This window comes from Streptomyces sp. NPDC003697 (assembly GCF_053587115.1).
The window spans coordinates 104,333-125,642 of sequence record NZ_JBSFNN010000005.1; the positions used below are offsets into that span (position 1 = coordinate 104,333).

17 protein-coding genes and 1 riboswitch are annotated in these 21,310 nt (G+C 73.0%); of the genes, 6 read left to right on the forward strand and 11 right to left on the reverse strand.

Annotated features, from left to right (window positions below; genetic code table 11):
- Positions 1 to 96: 96 nt before the first annotated feature.
- Positions 97 to 1,035, reverse strand: a complete 939-nt coding sequence (locus ACWDNY_RS03520; RefSeq protein WP_451644030.1) for a M56 family metallopeptidase — start codon at positions 1,033 to 1,035, stop codon at positions 97 to 99.
- A 279-nt stretch (positions 1,036 to 1,314) separates the two neighbouring features.
- Positions 1,315 to 2,526 carry a fumarylacetoacetase gene (fahA, locus tag ACWDNY_RS03525; RefSeq protein WP_451644031.1) on the reverse strand — a complete coding sequence of 404 codons (1,212 nt, stop codon included), beginning with the start codon at positions 2,524 to 2,526 and terminating at the stop codon, positions 1,315 to 1,317.
- 342 nt (positions 2,527 to 2,868) lie between these two features.
- Here fahA and ACWDNY_RS03530 point away from each other — a divergent pair, with 342 nt between their 5' ends.
- Entirely contained in the window at positions 2,869 to 3,681 is an 813-nt protein-coding gene (locus ACWDNY_RS03530) for an HAD family hydrolase (RefSeq protein WP_451644032.1), read from the forward strand.
- Between the two features lie 123 nt (positions 3,682 to 3,804).
- Here ACWDNY_RS03530 and ACWDNY_RS03535 read toward each other — a convergent pair whose 3' ends face one another.
- The gene (locus ACWDNY_RS03535) at positions 3,805 to 4,296 is read right to left on the reverse strand and encodes a transglycosylase SLT domain-containing protein (protein ID WP_451644033.1); all 492 of its coding nucleotides are present in this window, start codon (positions 4,294 to 4,296) and stop codon (positions 3,805 to 3,807) included.
- Between the two features lie 5 nt (positions 4,297 to 4,301).
- Positions 4,302 to 4,496, reverse strand: a riboswitch (cyclic di-AMP (ydaO/yuaA leader).
- Between the two features lie 688 nt (positions 4,497 to 5,184).
- Between ACWDNY_RS03535 and ACWDNY_RS03540 the strand changes: the two genes are divergently transcribed.
- From ACWDNY_RS03540 to ACWDNY_RS03560, 5 genes are all read left to right on the forward strand, one after another.
- On the forward strand, positions 5,185 to 6,195 hold the full coding sequence (locus tag ACWDNY_RS03540) for a polyprenyl synthetase family protein (RefSeq protein WP_451644034.1): 1,011 nt from the start codon (positions 5,185 to 5,187) through the stop codon (positions 6,193 to 6,195).
- 431 nt (positions 6,196 to 6,626) lie between these two features.
- The gene (locus ACWDNY_RS03545; RefSeq protein WP_451644035.1) at positions 6,627 to 7,832 is read left to right on the forward strand and encodes a LolA family protein; all 1,206 of its coding nucleotides are present in this window, start codon (positions 6,627 to 6,629) and stop codon (positions 7,830 to 7,832) included.
- 91 nt (positions 7,833 to 7,923) lie between these two features.
- Positions 7,924 to 8,898, forward strand: coding sequence for an ABC transporter ATP-binding protein (locus ACWDNY_RS03550; protein WP_451644036.1), 975 nt, complete (start codon positions 7,924 to 7,926; stop codon positions 8,896 to 8,898).
- Entirely contained in the window at positions 8,885 to 9,790 is a 906-nt protein-coding gene (locus tag ACWDNY_RS03555) for an ABC transporter permease (RefSeq protein WP_451644037.1), read from the forward strand. Before ACWDNY_RS03550 ends, ACWDNY_RS03555 begins: the two co-directional genes overlap by 14 nt.
- Before the next feature lie 277 nt (positions 9,791 to 10,067).
- Positions 10,068 to 11,432: a tetratricopeptide repeat protein gene (locus ACWDNY_RS03560; RefSeq protein ID WP_451644038.1), complete on the forward strand. Its 1,365-nt coding sequence runs from the start codon at positions 10,068 to 10,070 to the stop codon at positions 11,430 to 11,432.
- Positions 11,433 to 11,491: 59 nt separating this feature from the next.
- Here ACWDNY_RS03560 and ACWDNY_RS03565 read toward each other — a convergent pair whose 3' ends face one another.
- The 8 genes from ACWDNY_RS03565 to ACWDNY_RS03600 all read right to left on the reverse strand — a co-directional run bounded on the left by ACWDNY_RS03565 (position 11,492) and on the right by ACWDNY_RS03600 (position 21,159).
- Positions 11,492 to 11,962, reverse strand: coding sequence for a VOC family protein (locus ACWDNY_RS03565; protein WP_451644039.1), 471 nt, complete (start codon positions 11,960 to 11,962; stop codon positions 11,492 to 11,494).
- 112 nt (positions 11,963 to 12,074) lie between these two features.
- Positions 12,075 to 12,974, reverse strand: coding sequence for an EamA family transporter RarD (gene rarD, locus ACWDNY_RS03570; protein WP_451644068.1), 900 nt, complete (start codon positions 12,972 to 12,974; stop codon positions 12,075 to 12,077).
- Positions 12,975 to 13,228: 254 nt separating this feature from the next.
- Positions 13,229 to 14,083 (reverse strand): SDR family oxidoreductase, encoded by an 855-nt coding sequence (locus ACWDNY_RS03575; protein WP_451644040.1) that lies wholly within the window; start codon positions 14,081 to 14,083, stop codon positions 13,229 to 13,231.
- Between the two features lie 172 nt (positions 14,084 to 14,255).
- Positions 14,256 to 15,335: a 2-oxoacid:ferredoxin oxidoreductase subunit beta gene (locus ACWDNY_RS03580; RefSeq protein ID WP_451644041.1), complete on the reverse strand. Its 1,080-nt coding sequence runs from the start codon at positions 15,333 to 15,335 to the stop codon at positions 14,256 to 14,258.
- Positions 15,328 to 17,256: a 2-oxoacid:acceptor oxidoreductase subunit alpha gene (locus ACWDNY_RS03585; protein WP_451644042.1), complete on the reverse strand. Its 1,929-nt coding sequence runs from the start codon at positions 17,254 to 17,256 to the stop codon at positions 15,328 to 15,330. The genes ACWDNY_RS03580 and ACWDNY_RS03585 overlap by 8 nt, the downstream gene beginning before the upstream one ends.
- A gap of 280 nt (positions 17,257 to 17,536) precedes the next feature.
- Positions 17,537 to 18,208 (reverse strand): response regulator, encoded by a 672-nt coding sequence (locus tag ACWDNY_RS03590; RefSeq protein WP_451644069.1) that lies wholly within the window; start codon positions 18,206 to 18,208, stop codon positions 17,537 to 17,539.
- Between the two features lie 190 nt (positions 18,209 to 18,398).
- Complete coding sequence (locus ACWDNY_RS03595; protein ID WP_451644043.1) at positions 18,399 to 19,766, reverse strand: sensor histidine kinase; 1,368 nt, start codon at positions 19,764 to 19,766, stop codon at positions 18,399 to 18,401.
- 172 nt (positions 19,767 to 19,938) lie between these two features.
- Positions 19,939 to 21,159 carry a sensor histidine kinase gene (locus ACWDNY_RS03600; RefSeq protein ID WP_451644044.1) on the reverse strand — a complete coding sequence of 407 codons (1,221 nt, stop codon included), beginning with the start codon at positions 21,157 to 21,159 and terminating at the stop codon, positions 19,939 to 19,941.
- Between the last annotated feature and the right edge of the window lie 151 nt (positions 21,160 to 21,310).

The window sequence follows — 21,310 nt, forward strand, 5'->3', positions numbered from 1 at the left end:
GCCGGGGGCCGGTGGTCCTCCCGGCCGGTGCCGGGCGGTCCCGGGGCGGCTGTGGGGACGGGAGCCGGCCGTCGGCCCGGCCGGCCGGTGGTGTGGTCAGCCGAGGGCCGTCAGGCCCGGGGCGAAGGTGATCAGCAGTGGGACCAGGGGGACGAGCGCCGCCACCGTCGTCGTCAGGGCCCGGTGCCGGCGGCCCAGGCGGGGCGGCGGCTCCAGGAGCCGGTCCACCCGCTCGCCGAGCAGCCGGTGACTGGAGGCGCAGGACAGCACTCCGCGGTGCTGGTTCAGCTCGATCAGGGCGAGGGCCGTGGTGAGGTGGCCGTGCCGGCGGGAAGCCGTGTCGTCGGCGGCCAGCTCCACCAGGCGGTGTGTCTGGTCGCAGAAGTGGGTGAACAGCGGCACGCGCGGGAAGCCCGTCGCCAGCGCGGTCGACAGGTGCAGCAGCCAGTCGTGGTGGGCACGGGCGTGTCCGCGCTCGTGGGCGAGGACGGCGTCGAGCTGGTGCCCGGTGAGGCGGTGCAGGGCGCCCGTGGTGACGACGAGCTGGGGCGGGTGGCCGGGCAGCCACCAGGCGTCGGGGTACTCGTCCTCCAGCACGAGCAGCGGACCGCGGGCGGCGGGCAGTCCCGCCGGCAGGTCGGGGGCGCGCTCGCGCAGGTGCGCGCGGGCCTGACCGCGGCGACGGCGTGCCTCGGCGAGCTCGCGGCCGAGCATCGCCGTGGTCCAGGCGGCACCGCAGGCCAGCAGCAGGGTGAGGGCCGCGGCCCAGGGCGGAGCGGTGGCGAGGTCGTAGGCGGCGGTCACGGAGGGCGGCGCCGGGGCGAACACCTGGCCCCGGACGGTGTGGAAGACGGCCGCCGCGCCCAGGACGAGGGCGGCGAGGCAGCACAGCAGCACGGTGGCGACCAGGCACTGCCACACCCACAGCGCGACCACCGGTTCCCGCTCGGGCCACTTGGCCCGGGTCAGGGCGCGGGGCACCGGCACGGCGGCCGTCAGGGCGACGGCACTGAGCAGCAGCAGGCAGACGGTCATGCCACGGGCTCCGGATCCGGATCGGACGAGGCGGGTGTCGGGTCGTGCTGTCGGGCCGGCGTCGCGTCGCGCGCCGGGCCCGCCGCCAGTATGACGGCGCCGGGGCGCGGGAGTCAGGGTCCGCCGGCAACGAAATCACCCGTCACGGCCGCCACATGACCGATCCGCCCCCACGCCGGAGGCCCACGGGCCGGCTCCGGCGCCACTCACGGCACGCGCACCCGGGGCGCGCCCGCGGCGCCCGCGGCGCCGGCGCGCCCCCGCACCCGCGTACCCGCGTCACCCCGGCACGACGCGCCCCGTCACCTCCCCGAGGGCCACGCGGACTCCGTTCGCGCCGGGGGCCCACGCGGACAGGGTCACCACGTCGCCGTCCTCCAGGAACGCCCGCTTGCCGTCGGGGAGTTCGAGGGGCTCCCGGCCGTTCCAGGTCAGCTCGAGCAGCGAGCCGCGCTGGTCCGGCCGCGGGCCGCTCACCGTGCCGGAGCCGTACAGGTCGCCGGTGCGCAGCGAGGCGCCGTTGACGGTCATGTGCGCGAGCTGCTGGGCAGCCGTCCAGTACATGGTGGAGAAGGGCGGCTCGGACACCGTGTGTCCGTTGATCGCGACGGAGATCCGCAGGTCGTAACCGCCCGGCTCCTCGTCGGTGTCGTCCAGGTAGGGCAGCAGCGGATGCGTCCGCTCCGGTGGAGCCACCCGGGCCTCCTCCAGGGCGTCCAGCGGGGTGATCCACGCCGACACCGACGTGGCGAAGGACTTGCCGAGGAACGGGCCGAGGGGAACGTACTCCCAGGCCTGGATGTCCCGCGCGGACCAGTCGTTGAGCAGGCACAGCCCGAAGACGTGCTCCCGGAAGTCGCCGAGCGCCACCGGCCGGCCCAGCGGCGAGGGCGCACCCACCACGAAGCCGACCTCGGCCTCGATGTCCAGGCGGACGGACGGCCCGAGGACGGGGGCGGGATCCGTGGGCGCCTTCCGCTGGCCCGACGGCCGTACGACGTCCGTCCCCGACACCACCACCGTGCCCGAGCGGCCGTGGTAACCGATCGGCAGGTGCTTCCAGTTGGGGGTCAGTGAGTCCTCGGCGTCCGGGCGGAAGATACGCCCGACGTTACGGGCGTGGTTCTCGGAGGCGTAGAAGTCGACGTAGTCCGCGACCTCGAAGGGCAGGTGCAGGGTCACGGCGGACAGGGGGTGCAGGAACGGCGCGACCGCCTCCTGGTGGGACGGCACCGTCACCCACGCCGTCAGCGCGCGCCGGACGTCGGACCACGCCGTGCGGCCCGCGGCCAGCAGCGGGTTCAGGGTCGGCCGGGCGAGCAGGGAGGCGTACGGCGAGCCCAGTGCGACGGCCGCCGCGCCCGCGTCGAGGACGTGGTCGCCGAGCCGGACGCCGACGGTGCGTTCCGTGCAACCGGCGCGGGAGAAGACGCCGTAGGGCAGGTTGTGCGGGCCGAAGGGGTCGCCCTCGGGGACCTCGAAGGGGGGCATGGGGTGGCTGCCTCTCTTTCGTGCTGTCTGTCGCGCACGTCGTCGTGCACGCCCTCGTCCGGCTCCGTGCCGCTCTCGCGCACGCCGGGGCCGGACACCTGCCGTGCGCGCGCCGGGCTGGGTGTGTGGTAGCGCCACACGTTACGGGGGCGTTGCCCGTCTTGGGCAGTGTCAAAAGGGTGCGTACGCGATCACCCTGGGGTGTGCCCGAGAAGGTCGTGCCCGAGAGAGGGCGTGCCCTAGGGGGTCGTGCCCGAGGGGCGGCCGGAATCCGGACGGCGGCGGCCGCGGCCGTCCGGATTCCGTTGAGTCGGAGGGGCCGCCGGTCCGTATTCTCTGATCATGGCCGCCTCCCTCGCATACGCACTCGTCGCCACCGACCTGGACGGAACGCTGCTGCGCGGCGACGACACCGTGTCCGGGCGGTCGCTCGCCGCACTCGCGCGGGTGGCGGACGCCGGTGCCCGGCACCTGGTCGTGACCGGGCGCCCGGCGCCGAGGGTGCGCTCGCTGTGCGGCGCCCTGGGCAGCACGGGACTGGCGGTGTGCGGTCAGGGCGCGCAGGTGTACGACGCCGGGGCGAACCGGCTGCTGTGGTCGGTCACCCTCGACCGGGAACTCGCCGAGACCGCGCTCGGCAAGATCGAGGCCGAGGTGGGGGAGGTGCACGCGGCGGTGGACCAGGACGGGGTCGACGGGCTCACGCTGGTCGAGCCCGGATACGTCATGCCGCACCCCACACTGCCCGCCGTACGGGTCGAACGGCGCGACGAGCTGTGGTCCCTGCCCGTGGCCAAGGTGCTGCTGCGTCACCCCGCGCTGTCGGACGACGAGTTGGCGGCGGTGGCGCGGGGCGTGGTCGGTTCCCTGGCGACGGTCACCATGTCGGGCCCCGGGACCGTCGAACTCCAGCCGTGCGGCATCACCAAGGCCACCGGGCTGGCGCTGGCCGCCGAGCACCTCGGGCTGAGCCGTGACCACGCCCTCGCCTTCGGCGACATGCCCAACGACGTCCCGATGTTCCAGTGGGCCGCCCGCGGCGTCGCGATGGCCAACGCCCACCCCGAACTGAAGGCGGTGGCCGACGAGGTCACGCTGTCGAACGAGGACGACGGCATCGCCGTCGTCCTCGAGCGGTTGTTCCCGGGCCGGTAGGCGGAGCGCCTCCGGCCGGTGTGTTGTGTGGAGCGCCTCCGGTCCGGTGTGATGCCGGACAGCCGGCGCGGGGGCGGGCGCCGCCGGACGCCCGCCCCCGGACCGCCTGCCGGTGTCCGTCCGTCAGTAGGCGCCGTTGACGTTGTCGATCGAGCCGTACCGCTTGGCCGCGTAGTTGCAGGCGGCGGTGATGTTCGCGACCGGGTCGTAGATGTCGAAGGATGTGCCGGGCACGTGGTAGGCCTTGAACGTCGGGTCGATGACCTGGAGCAGGCCCTTGGACGGGATGCCCTTGGCCGCGTTGGAGTCCCAGTTGTTGATGGCCAGCGGGTTGCCCGAGGACTCGCGCATGATGTTGCGGCGGATGCCGTCGTACGAGCCCGGGATGCCCTGCTTGGCCATGATCGACAGGGAGGCCCGGATCCAGCCGTCGAGGTTGTTCGCGTAGCCGAGGGAGCTCGCGGTGGCCGGGGCCGGCTTCGCCTCGGCGGCGGATGCGCCGGTGGCGCCGAGAAGCGGCAGGGCGAGGACGGCCGCACCGGTGCCGGCGACGGCGAGGGTGCGGGTGAGGCGGGCGAAACGGGTGGTGCGGTGCTGCTGAGCCTGAGCAGGCATGGGCCGATTCCTCTCCGTCGCCTGCGAGGTGAGCTGTCGGGTTCGGGCTGGAGATGCCCGGCCGCGCTCCGGGGAGCGCGACTTCACCCCGAGCCGGTCCGGTAGTGGCGCGCGACGCATCTGACGTGTCGTGCGGCTCCGGCCCGGCGACTTACCTGGGTCCCCCGCTCCTGCCGTGGACGGTTCGGTCGATGGGTTCTCGGGCGGTGGCAGGATTCGGCGTCCGCCCGACGGCCGGGAACGTATGCGAGAGCACATGTCCGGAACAAGTGCCGGAATCACACAACGCCCTGATTGACCTTGAAGTGGGGGTTATGAGGCGCTTGATCCTTTGCGGTCGCCAAGGGGTAACTTCCTTGCCCTGCAAGGAAAACGGGGTAGAGCGGGCGTTCGGTGCGCGCCAGCCCCCGAGTGGCTCAAATCACTGTTTGCGTCGACGAGGGCATTCGGGGCTAACGGGATAACACGCTCAATACGGTCAAAAGGCCACGCGATCGGCGGCTCGAGCGGATGATGTGGTGGTGACCCCCGCGCGCCGGAGTGGGGAGTTCCGAGTCGCGAAGCCCGGACCCCTGAGTCGGTGCCGCTCTCGCACCGTCGCCCCCCGGCCGGGGATCGGCGGCACGCCAGGGGGCATGCGCATGACCGGAATGGAGGGTGGGTCCGGTGAGGGGTACGGCGGAGCGGGGTAGGAGAAAGGGGTCGGCCAAAATACATACTTATCGGCCGATGGAGCGCATACCGGGCGTGATCCGATACCGCCTGGCCTGTATCGGTGGGCGCTATCGGTGATCGAAACGTGACCGGATACGCTGACTTGAGTGATGGCAGCGACCTATCGACAAGCCGTGTAAGCGCCAGCAGACACCAGCAGACAGGAGATCCCTCGTGACCGTCGTCGGGCCGTTCGGGCTGAGCGTGCGGGACCAGGCTCTCGAAGCCGATGTCCAGGCCGGAATGGCGGCTGTCGAGGAAGGGCTGCTCGAAGCCACGAAGAGCGAGGTCCCCTTCATCACGGAGGCCGCGCAGCACCTCGTCAAGGCGGGTGGCAAGCGTTTCCGGCCACTGCTCGTGATGCTGGCGGCGCAGTTCGGGGACCCGTACGCGCCGGGGATCGTGCCGTCCGCGGTGGTCGTGGAGCTCACCCATCTGGCGACGCTGTACCACGACGACGTGATGGACGAGGCCGGGGTGCGGCGGGGGGTGCCCAGCGCGAACGCCCGCTGGGGCAACTCCGTCGCGGTCCTGACCGGCGACTTCCTGTTCGCCCGGGCCTCCCAGATCCTCGCCGACCTCGGCCCGGAGGCGGTCCGGGTGCAGGCCGTGGCGTTCGAGCGGCTCGTCACCGGGCAGATCCTGGAGACGGCGGGGCCGCAGGACGGACGCGACCCGGTCGACCACTACCTGGACGTGCTCGGCGGCAAGACGGGATCCCTGGTGGCGGTGTCGTGCCGTTTCGGGGCCATGATGTCCGGCGCCGACGAGACGGTCGTCGACGTGCTGACGCAGTACGGGGAGCGGCTGGGGGTCGCCTTCCAGCTCGCGGACGACGTGCTCGACATCGCGAGCGACTCGCGCGAGTCCGGAAAGACGCCGGGCACCGATCTGCGGGAGGGCATCGCGACGCTGCCGGTGCTGCGGCTGCGGGAGCGTGCGGCACGGCAGGGGCTGGCCGAGGACATCGCGCTGTGCGAGCTGCTGGACTCCGACCTGAGCGACGACGCACGGCACGCGGAGGCGCTCGCGGCGCTGCGCGCGCACCCGGCGCTGGAGCAGGCGCGGCGGGACACCGTCCGCTACGCCGAGGAGGCGCGGGCCGCGCTGGCCCCGCTGCGGGACTGCGAGGCGAAGGCGGCGCTGCTGGAGCTGTGCGACGCGGTGGTGCACCGGGCGGGCTGAGCGCCCGGCGCGGAAGTCACCGCCGACACGCGATCCGCACCCGCGCACCCCGCGCCGCCGGGCAGCCACTTCCTGCGGGTCCGGGACAGGCGCGCCTCGCCCTCCGTTCTCCGTGACCCGGGTCACGTCCCCGGTGCGGCCTCGGCGTGCAGGTCCCACGCCGACCCCTACGGGGCGGGGGAGACGCCGGCCCCTCGTGTCATACCGCAGTCGTACGTGGAGTTGGCTCCGCGGTCTGACGCTTCGTCGCGGCCGATTTGGTCAGATGGAGAGACGGACTACACCACTTCTCACCCGATCAGGTGAGAATGGCGGCTTGGGGTGACGGGGGCCTCCCCCGCTCCCGCGACAGCGACAACGCGGTGGCGAGAGCGCGGAGGAGAGTGCACATGAGACGAGAAGCCGCCGCCGACGACGGAGGTAAGGCACACATGGCACCGTACGAATCCGACGGCAGCGCGAGCGCCGAGGAACTGCACGACCTGCCCGCCAGGCGGCGCAGGGCCGCGCGGTACGCCGTCCCGGTCGCGGTGGTGGGGGTGGCGGCGGCGACCATCGGGCTCGTCCCGGCGCTCGCCGACTCCGGCGATCCCGACCTGCCCAGGATCACCGCGCAGCAACTCATCCAGAAGATGGCCACGTCGGACGTCCAGCAGCTGTCCGGCACGGTGAAGGTCAGCACGGACCTCGGACTGCCCGACCTCGGCGGCCTGGAGAGCGGCCTCGCCTCCGGCGCGGTCGGGGGAGCTGACGGTTCGTCGGCCGACCCCAAGGCCAAGCTGACCGAGCTGGTCTCCGGCACGCACACCCTGCGCGTCGCCGCAGACGGCCCAGACCGGCAGAAGCTCTCGCTCGTCGAGAACGCCGCCGAGTACAGCCTCATCCACAACGGCACGGACGTGTGGGGCTACGACAGCAAGTCGAACGAGGTCTTCCACGGCACCGCCGCCCAGAACGGCGAGCGGCACCGCCACGAGGCCCCCACCACACCCAAGGACTTCGCCGACGAGGCCCTGAAGTCGGTCGACGACACCACGTCGGTCACCGTCGACGGCACGGCGCACATCGCCGGCCGGGACGCCTACCGGCTGGTGCTGAAGCCGAAGCAGTCCGGCACCACGGTCGGCGCGATCAGCGTCGCGGTGGACGCGAGGACCGGGCTGCCGCTGAAGTTCACGCTCACTCCCGCGAGCGGTGGAGCCGCCGTCCTGGACGTGGGCTTCACACAGGTCAGCTTCGCCCGGCCGGCCGCCTCCACCTTCGACTTCACCCCGCCCAAGGGTGCGAAGGTCACCGAGGAGGAGGACCACGGCAGCGCCGGCCCGCGGCACCGCGAGGGCAGGCCCGAGGCGGACGCGGACGGCCTCGCCCAGGGGCTCGGCGGACTCCGGGTCCTCGGCGAGGGCTGGAACTCCGTGGCCACCTTCGGCACCGGCGGCGAGGGCGGCGCGCCGTCCGCCTCCGGCGGCGCGGGCGGCTTCCTCGGCTCGCTCGGCGACCCGGTGTCGGGGAAGTTCGGCAAGGGCACGGTGTTCTCCACCCGCCTGGTCAACGCGCTGGTCACGGACGACGGCAAGGTCTACGTCGGCACCGTCACCAAGGGCGCGCTGGTGAAGGCGGCCGACGCCGGGCGGTAACCACGGACCGGGTGCCGTGCGGGGCGGGTGCCCCGCACGGTCCGGTGTCACGGCCCGGTGCCGTGCGGGTACGACGAAGCGAGGGGGGCCGATGGACGAGGCGTCCGCCACGGAGCCGGACGTGCGGGGCACGGAGGACGGTGTCATCCACGCCCGCGCGCTCACCAAGCGCTACCGCGGCGGGCAGCTCGCCGTCGACGAACTGGATCTGACCGTCCCGGCGGGCAGCGTCTTCGGCTTCCTCGGCCCGAACGGCTCGGGCAAGACCACCACCATCCGCATGCTGATGGGCCTGATCGAGCCCACCTCGGGCTCGGTCCGGGTGCTGGGGCGGCCGATGCCGCACGCAGCGCACGCCGTGCTGCCGCACGTCGGCGCACTCATCGAGGGGCCCGCCCTGTACGGCTTCCTCTCCGGCCGGGACAACCTCCTGCGCCACGACGCCGCCGACCCCACCGCCGACCCGCGCACCCGGCGAGCACGGGTCGCGACCGCGCTGGACCGGGTGGGCCTGACGGCCGCCGCGGGCAGGAAGGCGAAGGCGTACTCCCTGGGCATGAAGCAGCGCCTCGGCCTCGCGGCCGCGTTGCTCCGGCCGCGGAAGCTGCTCGTCCTCGACGAGCCGACCAACGGCCTCGACCCGCAGGGCATGCGGGAGATCCGTGCCCTGGTGCGGGAGGTGGCCTCCGACGGCACCACGGTCTTCCTCTCCTCCCACCTGCTCGACGAGATCGAGCAGGTCTGCAGCCACGCGGCGGTCATGGCCCGGGGCCGGCTGATCACCCAGGGCCCGGTGGCCGACCTGGCCGCCGGGGCGCGCGGCCGGCTGCTGGTCACCACACCCGACCCGGGCGAAGCGGCCCGGGTGCTGAAGGAGCGGGGCGTCACGGACGTCGTCGTCAGCGGCGACCGGGTGACCGGCGAACCCCCGGACGGCGACCTCGCCGACGTGAACGCCGCCCTGGTGACGGCGGGCGTCCGCGTCCGCGGCTTCGGGGTCGAACGGGCCTCGCTGGAGGACGCGTTCGTGGCGCTGACGGGGGAGGGGTTCGATGTCGCGCGCTGAGACACCGGCGACGGGGACGTCCGCCGGGAGCCCGGCGCGGCGGGCCGGGGGCACCGGCCGGCTGTGGACCCTCGGGCTGCTGCGCAACGAACTGGTGACCACCTTCCGGCGCTGGCGCACCCTCGCCCTGCTGGGCGTGCTGGCGGCCGTACCGGTCCTCGTCGGCGTGGCCGTCAGGATCGAGACGAGCGACGGCTCGTCCGCCGGCAGCGGCGGCGAGGGACCGGCGTTCATCACCCAGATCACCAACAACGGCCTGTTCCTCGTGTTCACCGCGCTGGCGGCGACGCTGCCGTTCTTGCTGCCGACGGCCATCGGCGTGGTCGCGGGCGATGCCGTCGCCGGCGAGGCGGCCGCGGGCACACTCCGCTACCTGCTGGTCGCACCCGCCGGCCGCACCCGCCTGCTCCTCGTCAAGTACGCCACCGTGCTGGCCTTCTGCCTGGTCGCCACCCTCGTCGTCGCCGTCTCGGCGCTCGTCGTCGGCGCGCTGCTGTTCCCCCTGGGCGACCTGACGACCATCTCGGGCACCCGGATCGGCTTCGGCGAGGGGCTGGGCCGTGCCCTGCTGATCGCCCTCCTCGTCGCCGCCTCCCTGGTCGGCGTCGCCGCGCTCGGCCTGTTCGTCTCGACGCTGACCGACAGCGGCATCGCGGCGATGGCGACGACGGTGGGTCTGCTGATCACCGTCCAGATCCTCGACCAGATTCCCCAGCTCCACGCGATCCAGCCGTACCTGTTCTCCCACTACTGGCTGTCGTTCGCCGACCTCATGCGCGAACCGGTCCACTGGGGTGGGCTGGTGAGGAACCTGGAGCTGCAGGCGCTGTACGCGGCGGTGTTCGGCTCGGCGGCCTGGGCCAGGTTCACGGTGAAGGACATCACCGCGTAGCCGGAGCCGGCACACGTTCCCCTCGGCCGGGCGGGTCCCAGGTGGCGTTTTCCAGGACAGGACGAGCGACTCTTCGCCGTCCCCCGCAACCATCGACCCGCGCCGGAGGTTCCTGGTGCGAGTCTGTGACGCCGCGGTGACGTGAGAACCACCGACGGGCGGAGAGACTCGAACGTACGTGTACGACCGCATGGTGCCGCCGGACCGGAGAACCGGTGGCGGGCGGAGCGTCCGACCCGGGCCGCCGACCGCTCCACGCACCCGAGTGAGGAAGCCGATGTCTGGAGCCAGCCGCGAGAACCAGCGGGATCAGCGGGGTGCCGCGCACGCGGCGGCACCCTCGGCAGCGCCGGTCGCCGTCCATGTGCCGGCGCACGGCGGGTGCGCGTCGGTCGACGGTGTCCCGGTCCGTACGGCACCCGGCGAGGAGATCCAGCAGGCCGTGCTGAACCACCTGCGGCGCCTCGCCCTGGCGGCCGGCCGTCCCGTCCTCGCCACGATCACCGACGAACGCAGCGGTTACGCCGTACCGCTTCGCGTCCACGGCGACGGATCCAGCTCCCTGACGTCGGAACCCTCGGCCGTGCCGCCGGCGCGGCAGGCGGTGCCGCAGGCGCGGCCGCCGGCCCCCGGGGCGGTCCGGGGTGTGCCCTACGGGACGGCCGCGGCGCCCACGGGGGAGTTCGGCCCGCCCCCGGTGATGCACCCCGGACCCGTGCCCACGGCGCATCCGGCCGAACCGGCGTCCACCCCCGCCGCCTACCGCTCCCCGTCCGCCCTGCCCGCGCCCCCGGCCGAGCAGCCCCCCTCCCCGAGCCGTCCCGCACCCGCCGCCATGGCGCCCGCGCCCGTCACGCGGTCCGCGCCCGCGCCCGTCGCGCCCCCCGCGGCCGCGCCCGGCACGCACCTGGCCTCCGCGCCCGCCGCCGTGCCGGGCACGCAGCCCACCCCCTCGCCTGGGCCCGGACCCGCACCCGCACCCGCCGCCATGGCGCCCGCGCCCGGCACGCGGTCCGTGCCCGCCTCCCCGGCGCCCCGCCGGGCGTCCGTGCCCGGTTCCGTGCCCGGGCGTACCGCCGAGCCCGAACCGGTGTCCGCGCCCACCCCGGCCCGCGGGTTCGACGCCGTCGCCGAGGCGGTGCTCGGGGACGATCCGCGGACCCTCGTCGGGGAAGGGGGCCGTGCGCTGCTCGCCGAGCCGACGGCGCGGATCAGCGAGGCGGTGAAAGAGGGGCGGATCGAGACGGCGGCGGCGCTCGCCGAGCGGGCCGTCACGGAGGCGTCCGCCGCGCTCGGCCCCGAGCACCCCGAGGTGCTGGCCCTGCGCGAACTCGGCGCGTACATCGCCTACCTGGGCGGCGACCCGGTCCGGGCGTGCCGGCTCTCGCTCGGCCTCGCCCGCGTCCGCCGCCGGCTCCGGGACGCGGAGGGCTCCTACGGCAACGTCCAGAGCGCGGCCACCGCCTGGCGCGCCGTCCGTGATCCGGAGGAGGGCCTGCTGCTCGGCTGCGACCTGATCGGCCTGTGGTCCGACCTCACCGCAGAGGACGGCCCCGCGGCCGAGGACGTGGAACGGCTGGAGTCCGCCCGAGCCCGTATGGGCCGCCTCACGGAGCGGGCCGCCCGCACGGCGGCGGGCTGAGCCCGGGTGTCGCAGCCTGTCCGGCCCTGCCGGGGGATGCGACGCCGCGGAGACAGGCCCTAGGCCACGCAGAACTCGTTGCCCTCCGGGTCGGCCATGACCACCCACTCCCCGGCGGGTTCCCGCACGTGGCGCAGCACGCTCGCGCCGAGCGCCGTCAGCCGCTCCACCTCCTGCGCGCGCCGGTCCTCGCCGGGATGCAGGTCGAGGTGGAGCCGGTTCTTGCCGGACTTCGGCTCCGGCACCCGCTGGAACAGCAGCCGCCGCCCCAGCCCGGTACCGCGCTCGGTGTCGTAGGGGTCGTCGGGATGCCGTACGCCCACCAGGTCCCGGAAGGCCGGGCGGCCGTGGAACTCGACGGTGGCCTCGCCCGGCAGCGCGCCGATCTCCAGCAGTCGCTCGATGAGGGCGCTGTTGTCCTCGATCTCGTAGCGCAGCGCGCCGGCCCAGAAGTCGGCCTGCGTGTGCGGGTCGGCGGCGTCGACGACGAGCTTCCAGTGCAGCGGCGCGGCCGCGGACGTCTGTGTCATGGAGCCACTTCTAGTGGGTGCACGGACGCGCGGGCAACGGAAACGCCGGGCCCCGGGAGCGCGCCCCCGCGCCGTGCGGGACGCGGTCCGGGCCGCGGGCCTGGGCCCGCCGTCAGACGTCCACCGGGTCGGGGGTGGCCACGGGCGCCGTCCGGGGGGCGCCGATCCGCGCGCGCAGGACGGCAGCCCTGCGCGCCGCGCGCAGCCCGTCCCAGGTCAGCAGCGACAGCGCCAGCCACACCAGCGCGAATCCGGCCCAGCGCTCGAGGGGCATCGACTCGTGGAAGTAGAGGATGCCGAGCAGGAACTGGAAGACCGGGGCGAGGTACTGGAGCAGGCCCAGCGTCGACAGGGGCACCCGGATCGCGGCCGCGCCGAAGCAGACCAGCGGCAGCGCGGTGACGACACCGGTGGAGGCCAGCAGGACGGCGTGTCCGGCGCCCTCGGTGGCGAAGGTGGAGCGGCCCTGCGCGGACAGCCACAGCAGATAGCCGAGCGCGGGCAGGAACTGGACCGCGGTCTCGGCGGCCAGCGACTCGACGCCACCGAGGTTGACCTTCTTCTTGACCAGGCCGTAGGTGGCGAAGGAGAAGGCCAGGCACAGGGAGATCCACGGCGGGCGGCCGTAGCCGACGGCCAGCACGACCACGGCGGCGAGACCGACGCCGACCGCTACCCACTGCACGGGCCGCAGCCGCTCCTTCAGCAGCAGCACGCCCATCGCGATGGTGACCAGCGGGTTGATGAAGTAGCCGAGGGACGCCTCGACGACGTGCCCGCTGTTGACGGCCCAGATGTACACGCCCCAGTTCACGGTGATCACCGCGGCCGCGACGACTATGAGGCCGAGCCGACGCGGCTGCCGCAGCAGCTCGCCCGCCCAGGCCCAGCGCCGTACGAAGAGCAGGGCGACGGCGACGAAGCCGAGGGACCACACCATCCGGTGGGCCAGGATCTCCGCCGCTCCGGCGGGCTTCAGGAGAGGCCAGAACAGGGGCACCAGGCCCCACATCCCGTAGGCCGCGATCCCGTTCAGCAGTCCTGTGCGCCGCTCGCCCGGCGACTTCTCGGTCACGGGTCCCTCCTTCATGCCCGGCTGCGTGCGTGCAGCATGCACGAAGGTAACGCCGGGCGCCCCCGCCTGTCATGTCCGTATCGCCATACGGTCATGACAGGCGGGCGTCGTACGCCCATGACGGGCGAGCCTCGTACGGTCACGGCGGGCGCGGACGGCTGTCTCCCCCGTCCCGGGCCCGGTGGCCGCGATCAGCCCTTGAGGGCGACGGCGATCGCCTCGGCGAGCGGCGTGGCCGGGCGGCCGGCCAGGCGGGACAGGTCGCCGCTGGTGACGACCAGCTCGCCCCTCTCGATGGACGCGTCCACGCCCGCCAGGACCGCGGCGAGCGGCCCCGGCAGCCCGGCGCCGGTCAGGACGCCCTGGTACTCCTCGACGGAGACCGGTCGGTAGGCGATCTCCCTGCCGGTCTGCCGGCTCAGCTCGGCGGCGAACTCGGCGAAGCTCCACGCCTCGTCCCCGCCCAGCTCGTAGGTGGCGTTCTCGTGGCCCTCGCCGGTCAGCACCGCCACCGCGGCGGCCGCGTAGTCGGCGCGGGCGGCGGAGGAGATCCGGCCCTCGCCCGCCGCCTGCACGACGGCGCCGTGCGCCAGCACGGGGGCGAGCTGCTCGGTGTAGTTCTCGTGGTACCAGCCGTTGCGCAGCAGCGTGTACGGCAGGCCGGAGGCCAGCAGAGCCTGTTCGGTGCCGCGGTGGTCGTCGGCGAGGGCGGCCTGCAGGGTGCCGGGCGCGCTGGTGTAGGCGAGCAGGGCGACACCGGCCGCCCTGGCGGCGTCGATGACGACCTTGTGCTGCCGGACACGGTCCCCGCCCACCTCGCTGCCGGAGATGAGCAGGACCTTGTCACCTGCCGAGAACAGGCCGTCGAAGGTCTCGGGGGCGTTGTAGTCGGCGACCGCGAGGCGTACACCGCGCTCGGCCAGGTCGGCGGCCTTCTCCGGGGTGCGGACCACGGCCGTGACGTGGTCGGCCGGGACCTTCTCCAGCAGCTGTTCCACGACGAGGCGGCCGAGGCGGCCGGTGGCGCCGGTGACGACGATGCTCATGACGGACCTCCTGAGGGGATGACTGACACTAACCATAGAGGAGGCGCTAACTTTTAGAAAGTTGACCTGGCCCGCCCCGGCACACGACGAGGCCCGGGCGCGCACCGCCCGGGCCTCGTGAGTCGTGAGTCGTGAGTCGTGAGTCGTGAATCGTGAGGAGAGCCCGTATCGCTCAGCCGACGACTGTCCAGGTGTCGCCGCCGGCCAGGAGTGCGGCGAGGTCGCCCTTGCCGTGGTGTTCTACGGCGGTGTCGAGTTGGTCGGCCATCTGGGTGTCGTAGACGGGACGGTCGATGGAGCGGAACACGCCGATGGGGGTGTGGTGGAGGGTGTCGGGGTCGGCGAGGCGGGAGAGGGCGAAGGCGGTGGTCGGGGAGGCGGCGTGGGCGTCGTGGACGAGGATGTCGGTCTCGGTTCCGGGCGTGACGGTGACGACTTCGAGGTCGCCGGTCCGCTGGTCGCGGACCACGCCGCGGGAGCCGTCCGGGCCGAACCGGATCGGCTTGCCGTGTTCGAGCCGGATGAGTGCTTCCTGGGCGCGCTGGGTGTCCTTGAGGGCGTCGAAGGCGCCGTCGTTGAAGATGTTGCAGTTCTGGTAGATCTCGATCAGCGCGGTGCCGGGGTGGGCGGCGGCGGCGCGCAGCACGTCGGTGAGGTGGCGGCGGTCGGAGTCGATCGTGCGGGCGACGAAGGACGCCTCGGCTCCCAGGGCGAGCGAGACGGGATTGAAGGGGGCGTCCAGGGAGCCCATCGGCGTGGACTTGGTGATCTTCCCGATCTCGGAGGTGGGGGAGTACTGGCCCTTGGTCAGGCCGTAGATGCGGTTGTTGAACAGCAGGATCTTGAGGTTGACGTTGCGGCGCAGGGCGTGGATGAGGTGGTTGCCGCCGATGGACAGCGCGTCGCCGTCTCCGGTGACCACCCACACGCTCAGGTCGCGCCGTGAGGTGGCCAGGCCGGTGGCGATGGCGGGGGCGCGGCCGTGGATGGAGTGCATCCCGTAGGTGTTCATGTAGTACGGGAAGCGGGAGGAGCAGCCGATGCCGGAGACGAAGACGATGTTCTCCCTGGCCACCCCGAGCTCGGGCATGAAGCCCTGGACGGCGGCGAGGATGGCGTAGTCGCCGCAGCCCGGGCACCAGCGCACTTCCTGGTCGGACTTGAAGTCCTTCATGGACTGCTTCGCCTCGGCCTTCGGCACCAGCGACAGTGCCTGGGCCGGTGCCCTGTTCTCGGTGGAGGTGTCAGTCATCGATGGCCTCCTTCAGAGCCGTCGCGAGCTGTTCGGCCTTGAACGGCATGCCGTTGACCTGGTTGAAGCTGCGGGCGTCGACCAGGTATCTGGCGCGGATGAGGGTGGCGAGCTGGCCGAGGTTCATCTCGGGGATCACCACCTTGTCGTATTGGGAAAGGACCGCGCCGAGGTTGGGCGGGAAGGGGTTGAGGTGGCGCAGGTGCGCCTGCGCGATCGCCCGCCCCTCGCCTCGCAGCCTGCGGACCGCCGCCGTGATCGGCCCGTACGTCGAGCCCCAGCCCAGCACCAGGGTGGCGGCTTGGTCGGGATCGTCCACGCTCACCTCGGGCACCTGAATGCCGTCGATCTTGGCCTGGCGGGTGCGGACCATGAAGTCGTGGTTGGCCGGGTCGTAGGAGATGTTGCCGGTGCCGTCCTGCTTCTCGATCCCGCCGATGCGGTGCTCCAGCCCCGGCGTGCCCGGCACCGCCCAGGCCCGGGCCAGCGTGTGCGGATCACGCTTGTAGGGCCAGAACACCTCCCGCCCGTCGGCCAGGGTGTGGTTGGGACCGCTCGCGAAGCGCACGCTCAGATCCGGCAGCTCCTCCAGCTCCGGGATCCGCCACGGCTCGGAGCCGTTGGCCAGGTAGCCGTCCGACAAGAGCATCACCGGCGTGCGGTAGGTCAGCGCGATCCGCGCCGCGTCCAGGGCTGCGTCGAAGCAGTCCGCCGGCGTGCTCGGCGCGATCACCGGCACCGGTGCCTCACCGTTGCGGCCGTACATCGCCTGCAGCAGATCCGCCTGCTCCGTCTTCGTCGGCAGCCCCGTCGACGGCCCACCGCGCTGGATGTCGACGACCAGCAGCGGCAGCTCCAGCGACACCGCCAGTCCGATCGTCTCCGACTTCAGCGCCACTCCGGGGCCGGAGGTGGTGGTCACCGCCAGCGACCCGCCGAACGCCGCGCCCAGCGCCGCCCCGATCCCGGCGATCTCGTCCTCCGCCTGGAAGGTGCGCACCCCGAAATTCTTGTGCCGGCTCAGCTCGTGCAGGATGTCGGATGCCGGGGTGATCGGGTACGAGCCCAGGAAGAGCGGCAGATCCGCCTGGCGGGAGGCCGCGATCAACCCGTACGCCAACGCCAGATTCCCGGAGATGTTGCGGTAGGTGCCCACCGGGAACGCCGCAGCCGCCGGCGCCACCTCGTAGGAGACCGCGAAATCCTCCGTCGTCTCGCCGAAGTTCCAGCCCGCCCGGAAGGCGGCGATGTTCGCCGCCGCGATGGCCGGCTTCTTCGCGAACTTCCTGGTCAGGAACTCCTCGGTGCCCTCCGTCGGCCGGTGGTACATCCACGACAGCAGACCCAGCGCGAACATGTTCTTGCTGCGCTCGGCCTCCTTGCGGCTGAGGTCGAACTCCTTCAGCGCCTCCACCGTCAGGGTCGTGAGCGGCACCGGGTGGAGGCTGTAGCCGTCCAGCGAGCCGTCCTCCAGCGGGGAGGTGGAGTAGCCGACCTTCTGCATGGCGCGCTTGGTGAACTCGTCGGTGTTGACGATGATCTCCGCACCGCGCGGCAGGTCGCCGATGTTGGCCTTCAGCGCCGCCGGGTTCATCGCCACCAGCACGTTCGGCGCGTCGCCCGGAGTGAGGATGTCGTGGTCGGCGAAGTGGAGCTGGAAGGACGACACACCCGGCAGGGTGCCGGCGGGCGCCCGGATCTCGGCCGGGAAGTTCGGCAGTGTGGACAGGTCGTTCCCGAAGGACGCCGTCTCCGAGGTGAACCGGTCCCCGGTGAGCTGCATACCGTCACCCGAGTCACCCGCGAACCGGATGATCACCCGATTCAGACGACGGACGTCCTTCGTCCCGGCTGCCCTGCGCTGCTCTCCCACGACGGCTCCGTCGGCCTGCTCCGCTGGACTGCTGACCTGGCTGGTCACTGAACTGGACCTCCTTAGAGGCGGCTGTGTGGGAGCGGCCTTCCCGAAGACCTTCCCAGGATCAACCCTACGACCGTCAGGGTCGCCTTCCTTGTGCCTTTCGCATCATGGACGCAGCACGAAACGCCGTGTCGCTCCCCCTCGCGCAGCTCCGTTCGCCGCCGGAACCTTCCTCGAGGGCACTGCGCGCCCGCTCGCCGGTTCCGGCGTCCCGCCCATGCCTACCCGCCCGCGCTCGCGCACCGATCGATCGCGTCGTCCGTGACCCAGTGTCGGCCCGTCAGGAGTTCAGATAGGTGAGAACCGCGAGAACACGCCGATGATCCCCGTCGCTCGGGGACAGGCCCAGCTTCAGGAAGATGTTGCTGACGTGCTTTTCGACGGCTCCGTCGCTCACCACGAGCTGCCGCGCGACCGCGGAGTTGGTCCTTCCCTCGGCCATGAGGCCGAGGACCTCGCGCTCCCGGGGCGTGAGTCCCGCGAGCACGTCCTGCTTGCGGCTGCGCCCGAGGAGCTGTGCCACCACTTCGGGGTCGAGGGCCGTGCCTCCCCGTGCCACCCGCACCACCGCGTCCACGAACTCCCGCACCTCGGCCACGCGGTCCTTGAGCAGGTACCCGACGCCGCGACTGGAACCGGCCAGCAGCTCGGTGGCGTACCGCTCCTCCACGTACTGCGACAGCACCAGCACGCCGAGACCGGGATGCGCCCTGCGCAACTGCACCGCCGCCCGCACCCCCTCGTCGGTGTGCGTCGGCGGCATCCGGACGTCCGCCACGACCACGTCCGGCAGCTCCTGCTCGGCGTGCAGCTCGGCGATGGTCCTGAGCAGCGCCTCGGCGTCGCCGACACCCGCCACGACCTCGTGCCCGCGGTCGCTCAGCAGCCGGGTCAGCCCCTCCCTGAGCAGCACCGAGTCCTCGGCGATGACCACCCGCACCCTGTCCTCCATGATCTTCGGTCCCCCCGCAACCTCGCCCACGCGCCGTCCGTACGACGGGGTCCAGCATTCCAGCATCCGGACCGTTCCGCGCCCGGCCCGGGGGAAGAGCGGAACGAGATCGACACACGGCCGGTGCCCGGCAGGGGGCGCGCCGGTGCCGGGCACCCGCCCGGGCGCCCGGCACTGTTCGCGGGTGCGGTCAGCCGCGCCAGGGCAGCTCCGCGGTCACCCGGGTCGGACCGCCCGCCGGCGAGTCGACCAGCAGGATCCCGTCCACCGCCTCCAGCCGCTCGGCGAGGCCCGCCAGCCCCGAACCCTTCGACGCGTCGGCCCCGCCGGCCCCGTCGTCCCCGACCTGGAGCATCAGCCGGTCGTCGGACCGCCACACGTCGACGGTGGCGGACGTGGCACCGCTGTGCTTGCTGATGTTCTGCAGCAGTTCGGAGACCGTGAAGTAGGCGATGCCCTCGATCGCGGGTGCCGGCCGCTCCGCCAGGTCCACCTCCACCCGCACCGGTACGGCGCAGCGGGAGGCGACCGCGGACAGCGCGGCGTCCAGGCCGCGGTCCGTCAGCACCGCCGGGTGGATGCCCCGCGCCAGGTCCCGCAGCTCCCGCAGCGCCGTCTTCACCTCGCCGTGCGCCTCGTCCACCATCCGCGCCGCCGTCTGCGGATCCTCCGCGAGCTTCTCCTTGGCCAGGCCGAGGTCCATGGCCAGGTTGACCAGGCGGGCCTGGGCACCGTCGTGCAGGTCCCGCTCGATGCGCCGCAGGTCGGCGGCGGCCGTGTCGACCACGACCCCGCGGTCCGACTCCAGCTCGACCACGCGCGCCGACAGCCGGGACGGCCCGAGCAGCCCGTGCACCAGCAGCCGGTCCACCGTCGTCAGCGCCCGCACGATCCACGGACCAGCCAGCGTGAACAGCAGCCCGACCAGCGCCGTCGTCGTGATCTCGAACGGGTTGTCGAGGTAGATGCCGTGGTGCCCGTCGCCGTAGAGCTGGATGCCGTCCGCGCCGGCGTACGCCGGGAAGACCCAGAACCACAGCGGATACGTCAGCAGCCCCCAGCCGAGGGTCCACACGGTCACCGCGACCGTGAAGGAGAACACCGCCCACGGGAACTGCACCAGCGCGTACAGCAGGGCCCGCCACGAGGTGCCGCTCTTCAGGACCGCACCCGTCCAAGCCATCGGGCCCGGCTTCCGCGGCCGCAGCGGCTGCGGTTCGGCCACCCGCAGGCCCAGCAGCCCGCGCGCCCGCGCCCGCTCCAGCGCACCCAGCCCGCGGCAGCCCGTCAGCGCCGCCGCCAGCACCGGCACGCCCAGGAACGTCACCAGCAGGCCGGCACCCAGCGACACCGTCGTGACGGCGTACGTGAACAGCGCGATGCCGACCGGCAGACTCAGCAGCACATAACCGAACTCGCGCCAACTGCGTGCCTCGAACGGCGCCCGCAGCCCGGCGGGCAGCCGGTGCCGTCCTTCCGCGGAGCCCTCGTCCCGGCCCGTGCCGCGGTGTCCGGTCCCGCTGCGGGACCCGTACCCCTGTCCGTACTCGGTGGCCATCGGCGTCGTCCCGTCCCTCGTCTGCGTTCTGCGTCTTGCGGTCTGTCTGCGGTCTGCGGCGGAACGTCCGGTCGGCCCGCCGCCGTACCTCCAGACTGCTCGGCCGCAGGTCACCGGACCATGGAGGCCGTCGGCGTCTCGGGCGGGGGGTTTTCCCCACCCCCGGGGCGGGTCATCCCGTCCGGGCGCCGTCCGCGCGGTCCCGCCAGGGCAGCTCGGCCGTGACGGTGGTCGGGCCGCCGGCCGGCGACTCGACGACGAACACGCCGTCCACGGCGTCCAGCCGTTCGGCCAGGCCGCGCAGGCCCGAGCCGCCGTCGAGGGCCGCGCCGCCACGCCCGTCGTCCCAGACCTGCAGGAGCAGCCGGCCCTCGGACCGCCACACGTCGACGGCGGCGGACGTCGCGCCGCTGTGCTTGCTGACGTTCTGCAGCAGCTCGGAGACGGTGAAGTAGGCGATGCCCTCGATGGCCGCCGCGGGGCGCGTGGCCAGGTCGGCCGTCACCTTCACCGGCACGGTGCAGCGGGAGGCCACGGCCGACAGCGCGGCGTCCAGGCCGCGGTCCGTCAGGACGGCCGGGTGGATGCCCCGGGCCAGGTCGCGCAGCTCCTGCAGCGCGAGCTTCACCTCGCCGTGCGCCTCCTCGACCATCGCCGCCACGTGCTCGTCCACCTGGCCCTCCAGCAGCTTCTCCTTGGCCAGGCCCAGCCCCATGGCCAGGTTGACCAGCCGTGCCTGGGCGCCGTCGTGCAGGTCCCGCTCGATGCGCCGCAGGTCGGCGGCGGCCGTGTCGACCACGGTCCCGCGGTCCGACTCCAGCTCCGCGATCCGCCGCTCCAGCTCGTCGGAGGGCGACAGCAGCGCCCGCGCCATCGCCCGGTCCACGTTCGTCAGGGCCCGCGCCAGGTACGGCAGCACCGGCCACAGCACGAACAGTGAGACCAGCGTGACGGTGAAGGTGAGAACACCCCAGGGCAGCCGGACGAGGTCGTACAGGACCGTGCGCCAGGCCACCGGATCCTTCAGGATCAGCCACAGCCGGTCGAACAGGCCCTTCGTCCGGCCGAGCGGCAGCGGGCTCGGCTCGTCGATCCGCAGCCCGAGCAGCGCCCTGGCCCGGGCGCGCTCCAGCCTGCCGAGTTGCCGGGAACCCGTCAGCCCGAGCGCGAGCAGCGGGAAACCGATCACGGTGAGCGTCAGCGCGGCGCCGGTGAACAGCACCGTCATCACGTAGACGAAGCCGAGCAGGGCCATGGGCAGGTTCGTCAGGAGATGCGTGATCTCCTTCCAGGTGGGCAGTTCGTAGGCGGGACGAGCCGCGGGCAGGCGGTCCTCGGATCCGGCCGCCGCCCGGCCGGCGGAGGAGACGAATACGGTTTCAGGGGCGGTCATAGAGGTCAGCGTGCCGCGCCGCGTGCTGCGGCGCCATGAGGTCGTCCGCCCTGGGTCACGGGGGAAAACCCCACCACCGCGTCCCAAGGCGCGACGGGCTGCTTACCGTTTCTTTAGCAGGGCCTAGACTCCCGTGCGTACAGAGCGTCGA

Excerpts from the sequence above, each read along its gene's own strand:
- ACWDNY_RS03520 (WP_451644030.1), bottom strand. The coding sequence starts at position 1,035 with ATGACCGTCTGCCTGCTGCTGCTCAGTGCCGTCGCCCTGACGGCCGCC.
- fahA (WP_451644031.1), bottom strand. The coding sequence starts at position 2,526 with ATGCCCCCCTTCGAGGTCCCCGAGGGCGACCCCTTCGGCCCGCACAAC.
- ACWDNY_RS03530 (WP_451644032.1), top strand. The coding sequence starts at position 2,869 with ATGGCCGCCTCCCTCGCATACGCACTCGTCGCCACCGACCTGGACGGA.
- ACWDNY_RS03535 (WP_451644033.1), bottom strand. The coding sequence starts at position 4,296 with ATGCCTGCTCAGGCTCAGCAGCACCGCACCACCCGTTTCGCCCGCCTC.
- ACWDNY_RS03545 (WP_451644035.1), top strand. The coding sequence starts at position 6,627 with ATGGCACCGTACGAATCCGACGGCAGCGCGAGCGCCGAGGAACTGCAC.
- ACWDNY_RS03550 (WP_451644036.1), top strand. The coding sequence starts at position 7,924 with ATGGACGAGGCGTCCGCCACGGAGCCGGACGTGCGGGGCACGGAGGAC.
- ACWDNY_RS03555 (WP_451644037.1), top strand. The coding sequence starts at position 8,885 with ATGTCGCGCGCTGAGACACCGGCGACGGGGACGTCCGCCGGGAGCCCG.
- ACWDNY_RS03560 (WP_451644038.1), top strand. The coding sequence starts at position 10,068 with ATGTCTGGAGCCAGCCGCGAGAACCAGCGGGATCAGCGGGGTGCCGCG.
- ACWDNY_RS03565 (WP_451644039.1), bottom strand. The coding sequence starts at position 11,962 with ATGACACAGACGTCCGCGGCCGCGCCGCTGCACTGGAAGCTCGTCGTC.
- rarD (WP_451644068.1), bottom strand. The coding sequence starts at position 12,974 with ATGTGGGGCCTGGTGCCCCTGTTCTGGCCTCTCCTGAAGCCCGCCGGA.
- ACWDNY_RS03575 (WP_451644040.1), bottom strand. The coding sequence starts at position 14,083 with ATGAGCATCGTCGTCACCGGCGCCACCGGCCGCCTCGGCCGCCTCGTC.
- ACWDNY_RS03580 (WP_451644041.1), bottom strand. The coding sequence starts at position 15,335 with ATGACTGACACCTCCACCGAGAACAGGGCACCGGCCCAGGCACTGTCG.
- ACWDNY_RS03590 (WP_451644069.1), bottom strand. The coding sequence starts at position 18,208 with ATGGAGGACAGGGTGCGGGTGGTCATCGCCGAGGACTCGGTGCTGCTC.
- ACWDNY_RS03595 (WP_451644043.1), bottom strand. The coding sequence starts at position 19,766 with ATGGCCACCGAGTACGGACAGGGGTACGGGTCCCGCAGCGGGACCGGA.
- ACWDNY_RS03600 (WP_451644044.1), bottom strand. The coding sequence starts at position 21,159 with ATGACCGCCCCTGAAACCGTATTCGTCTCCTCCGCCGGCCGGGCGGCG.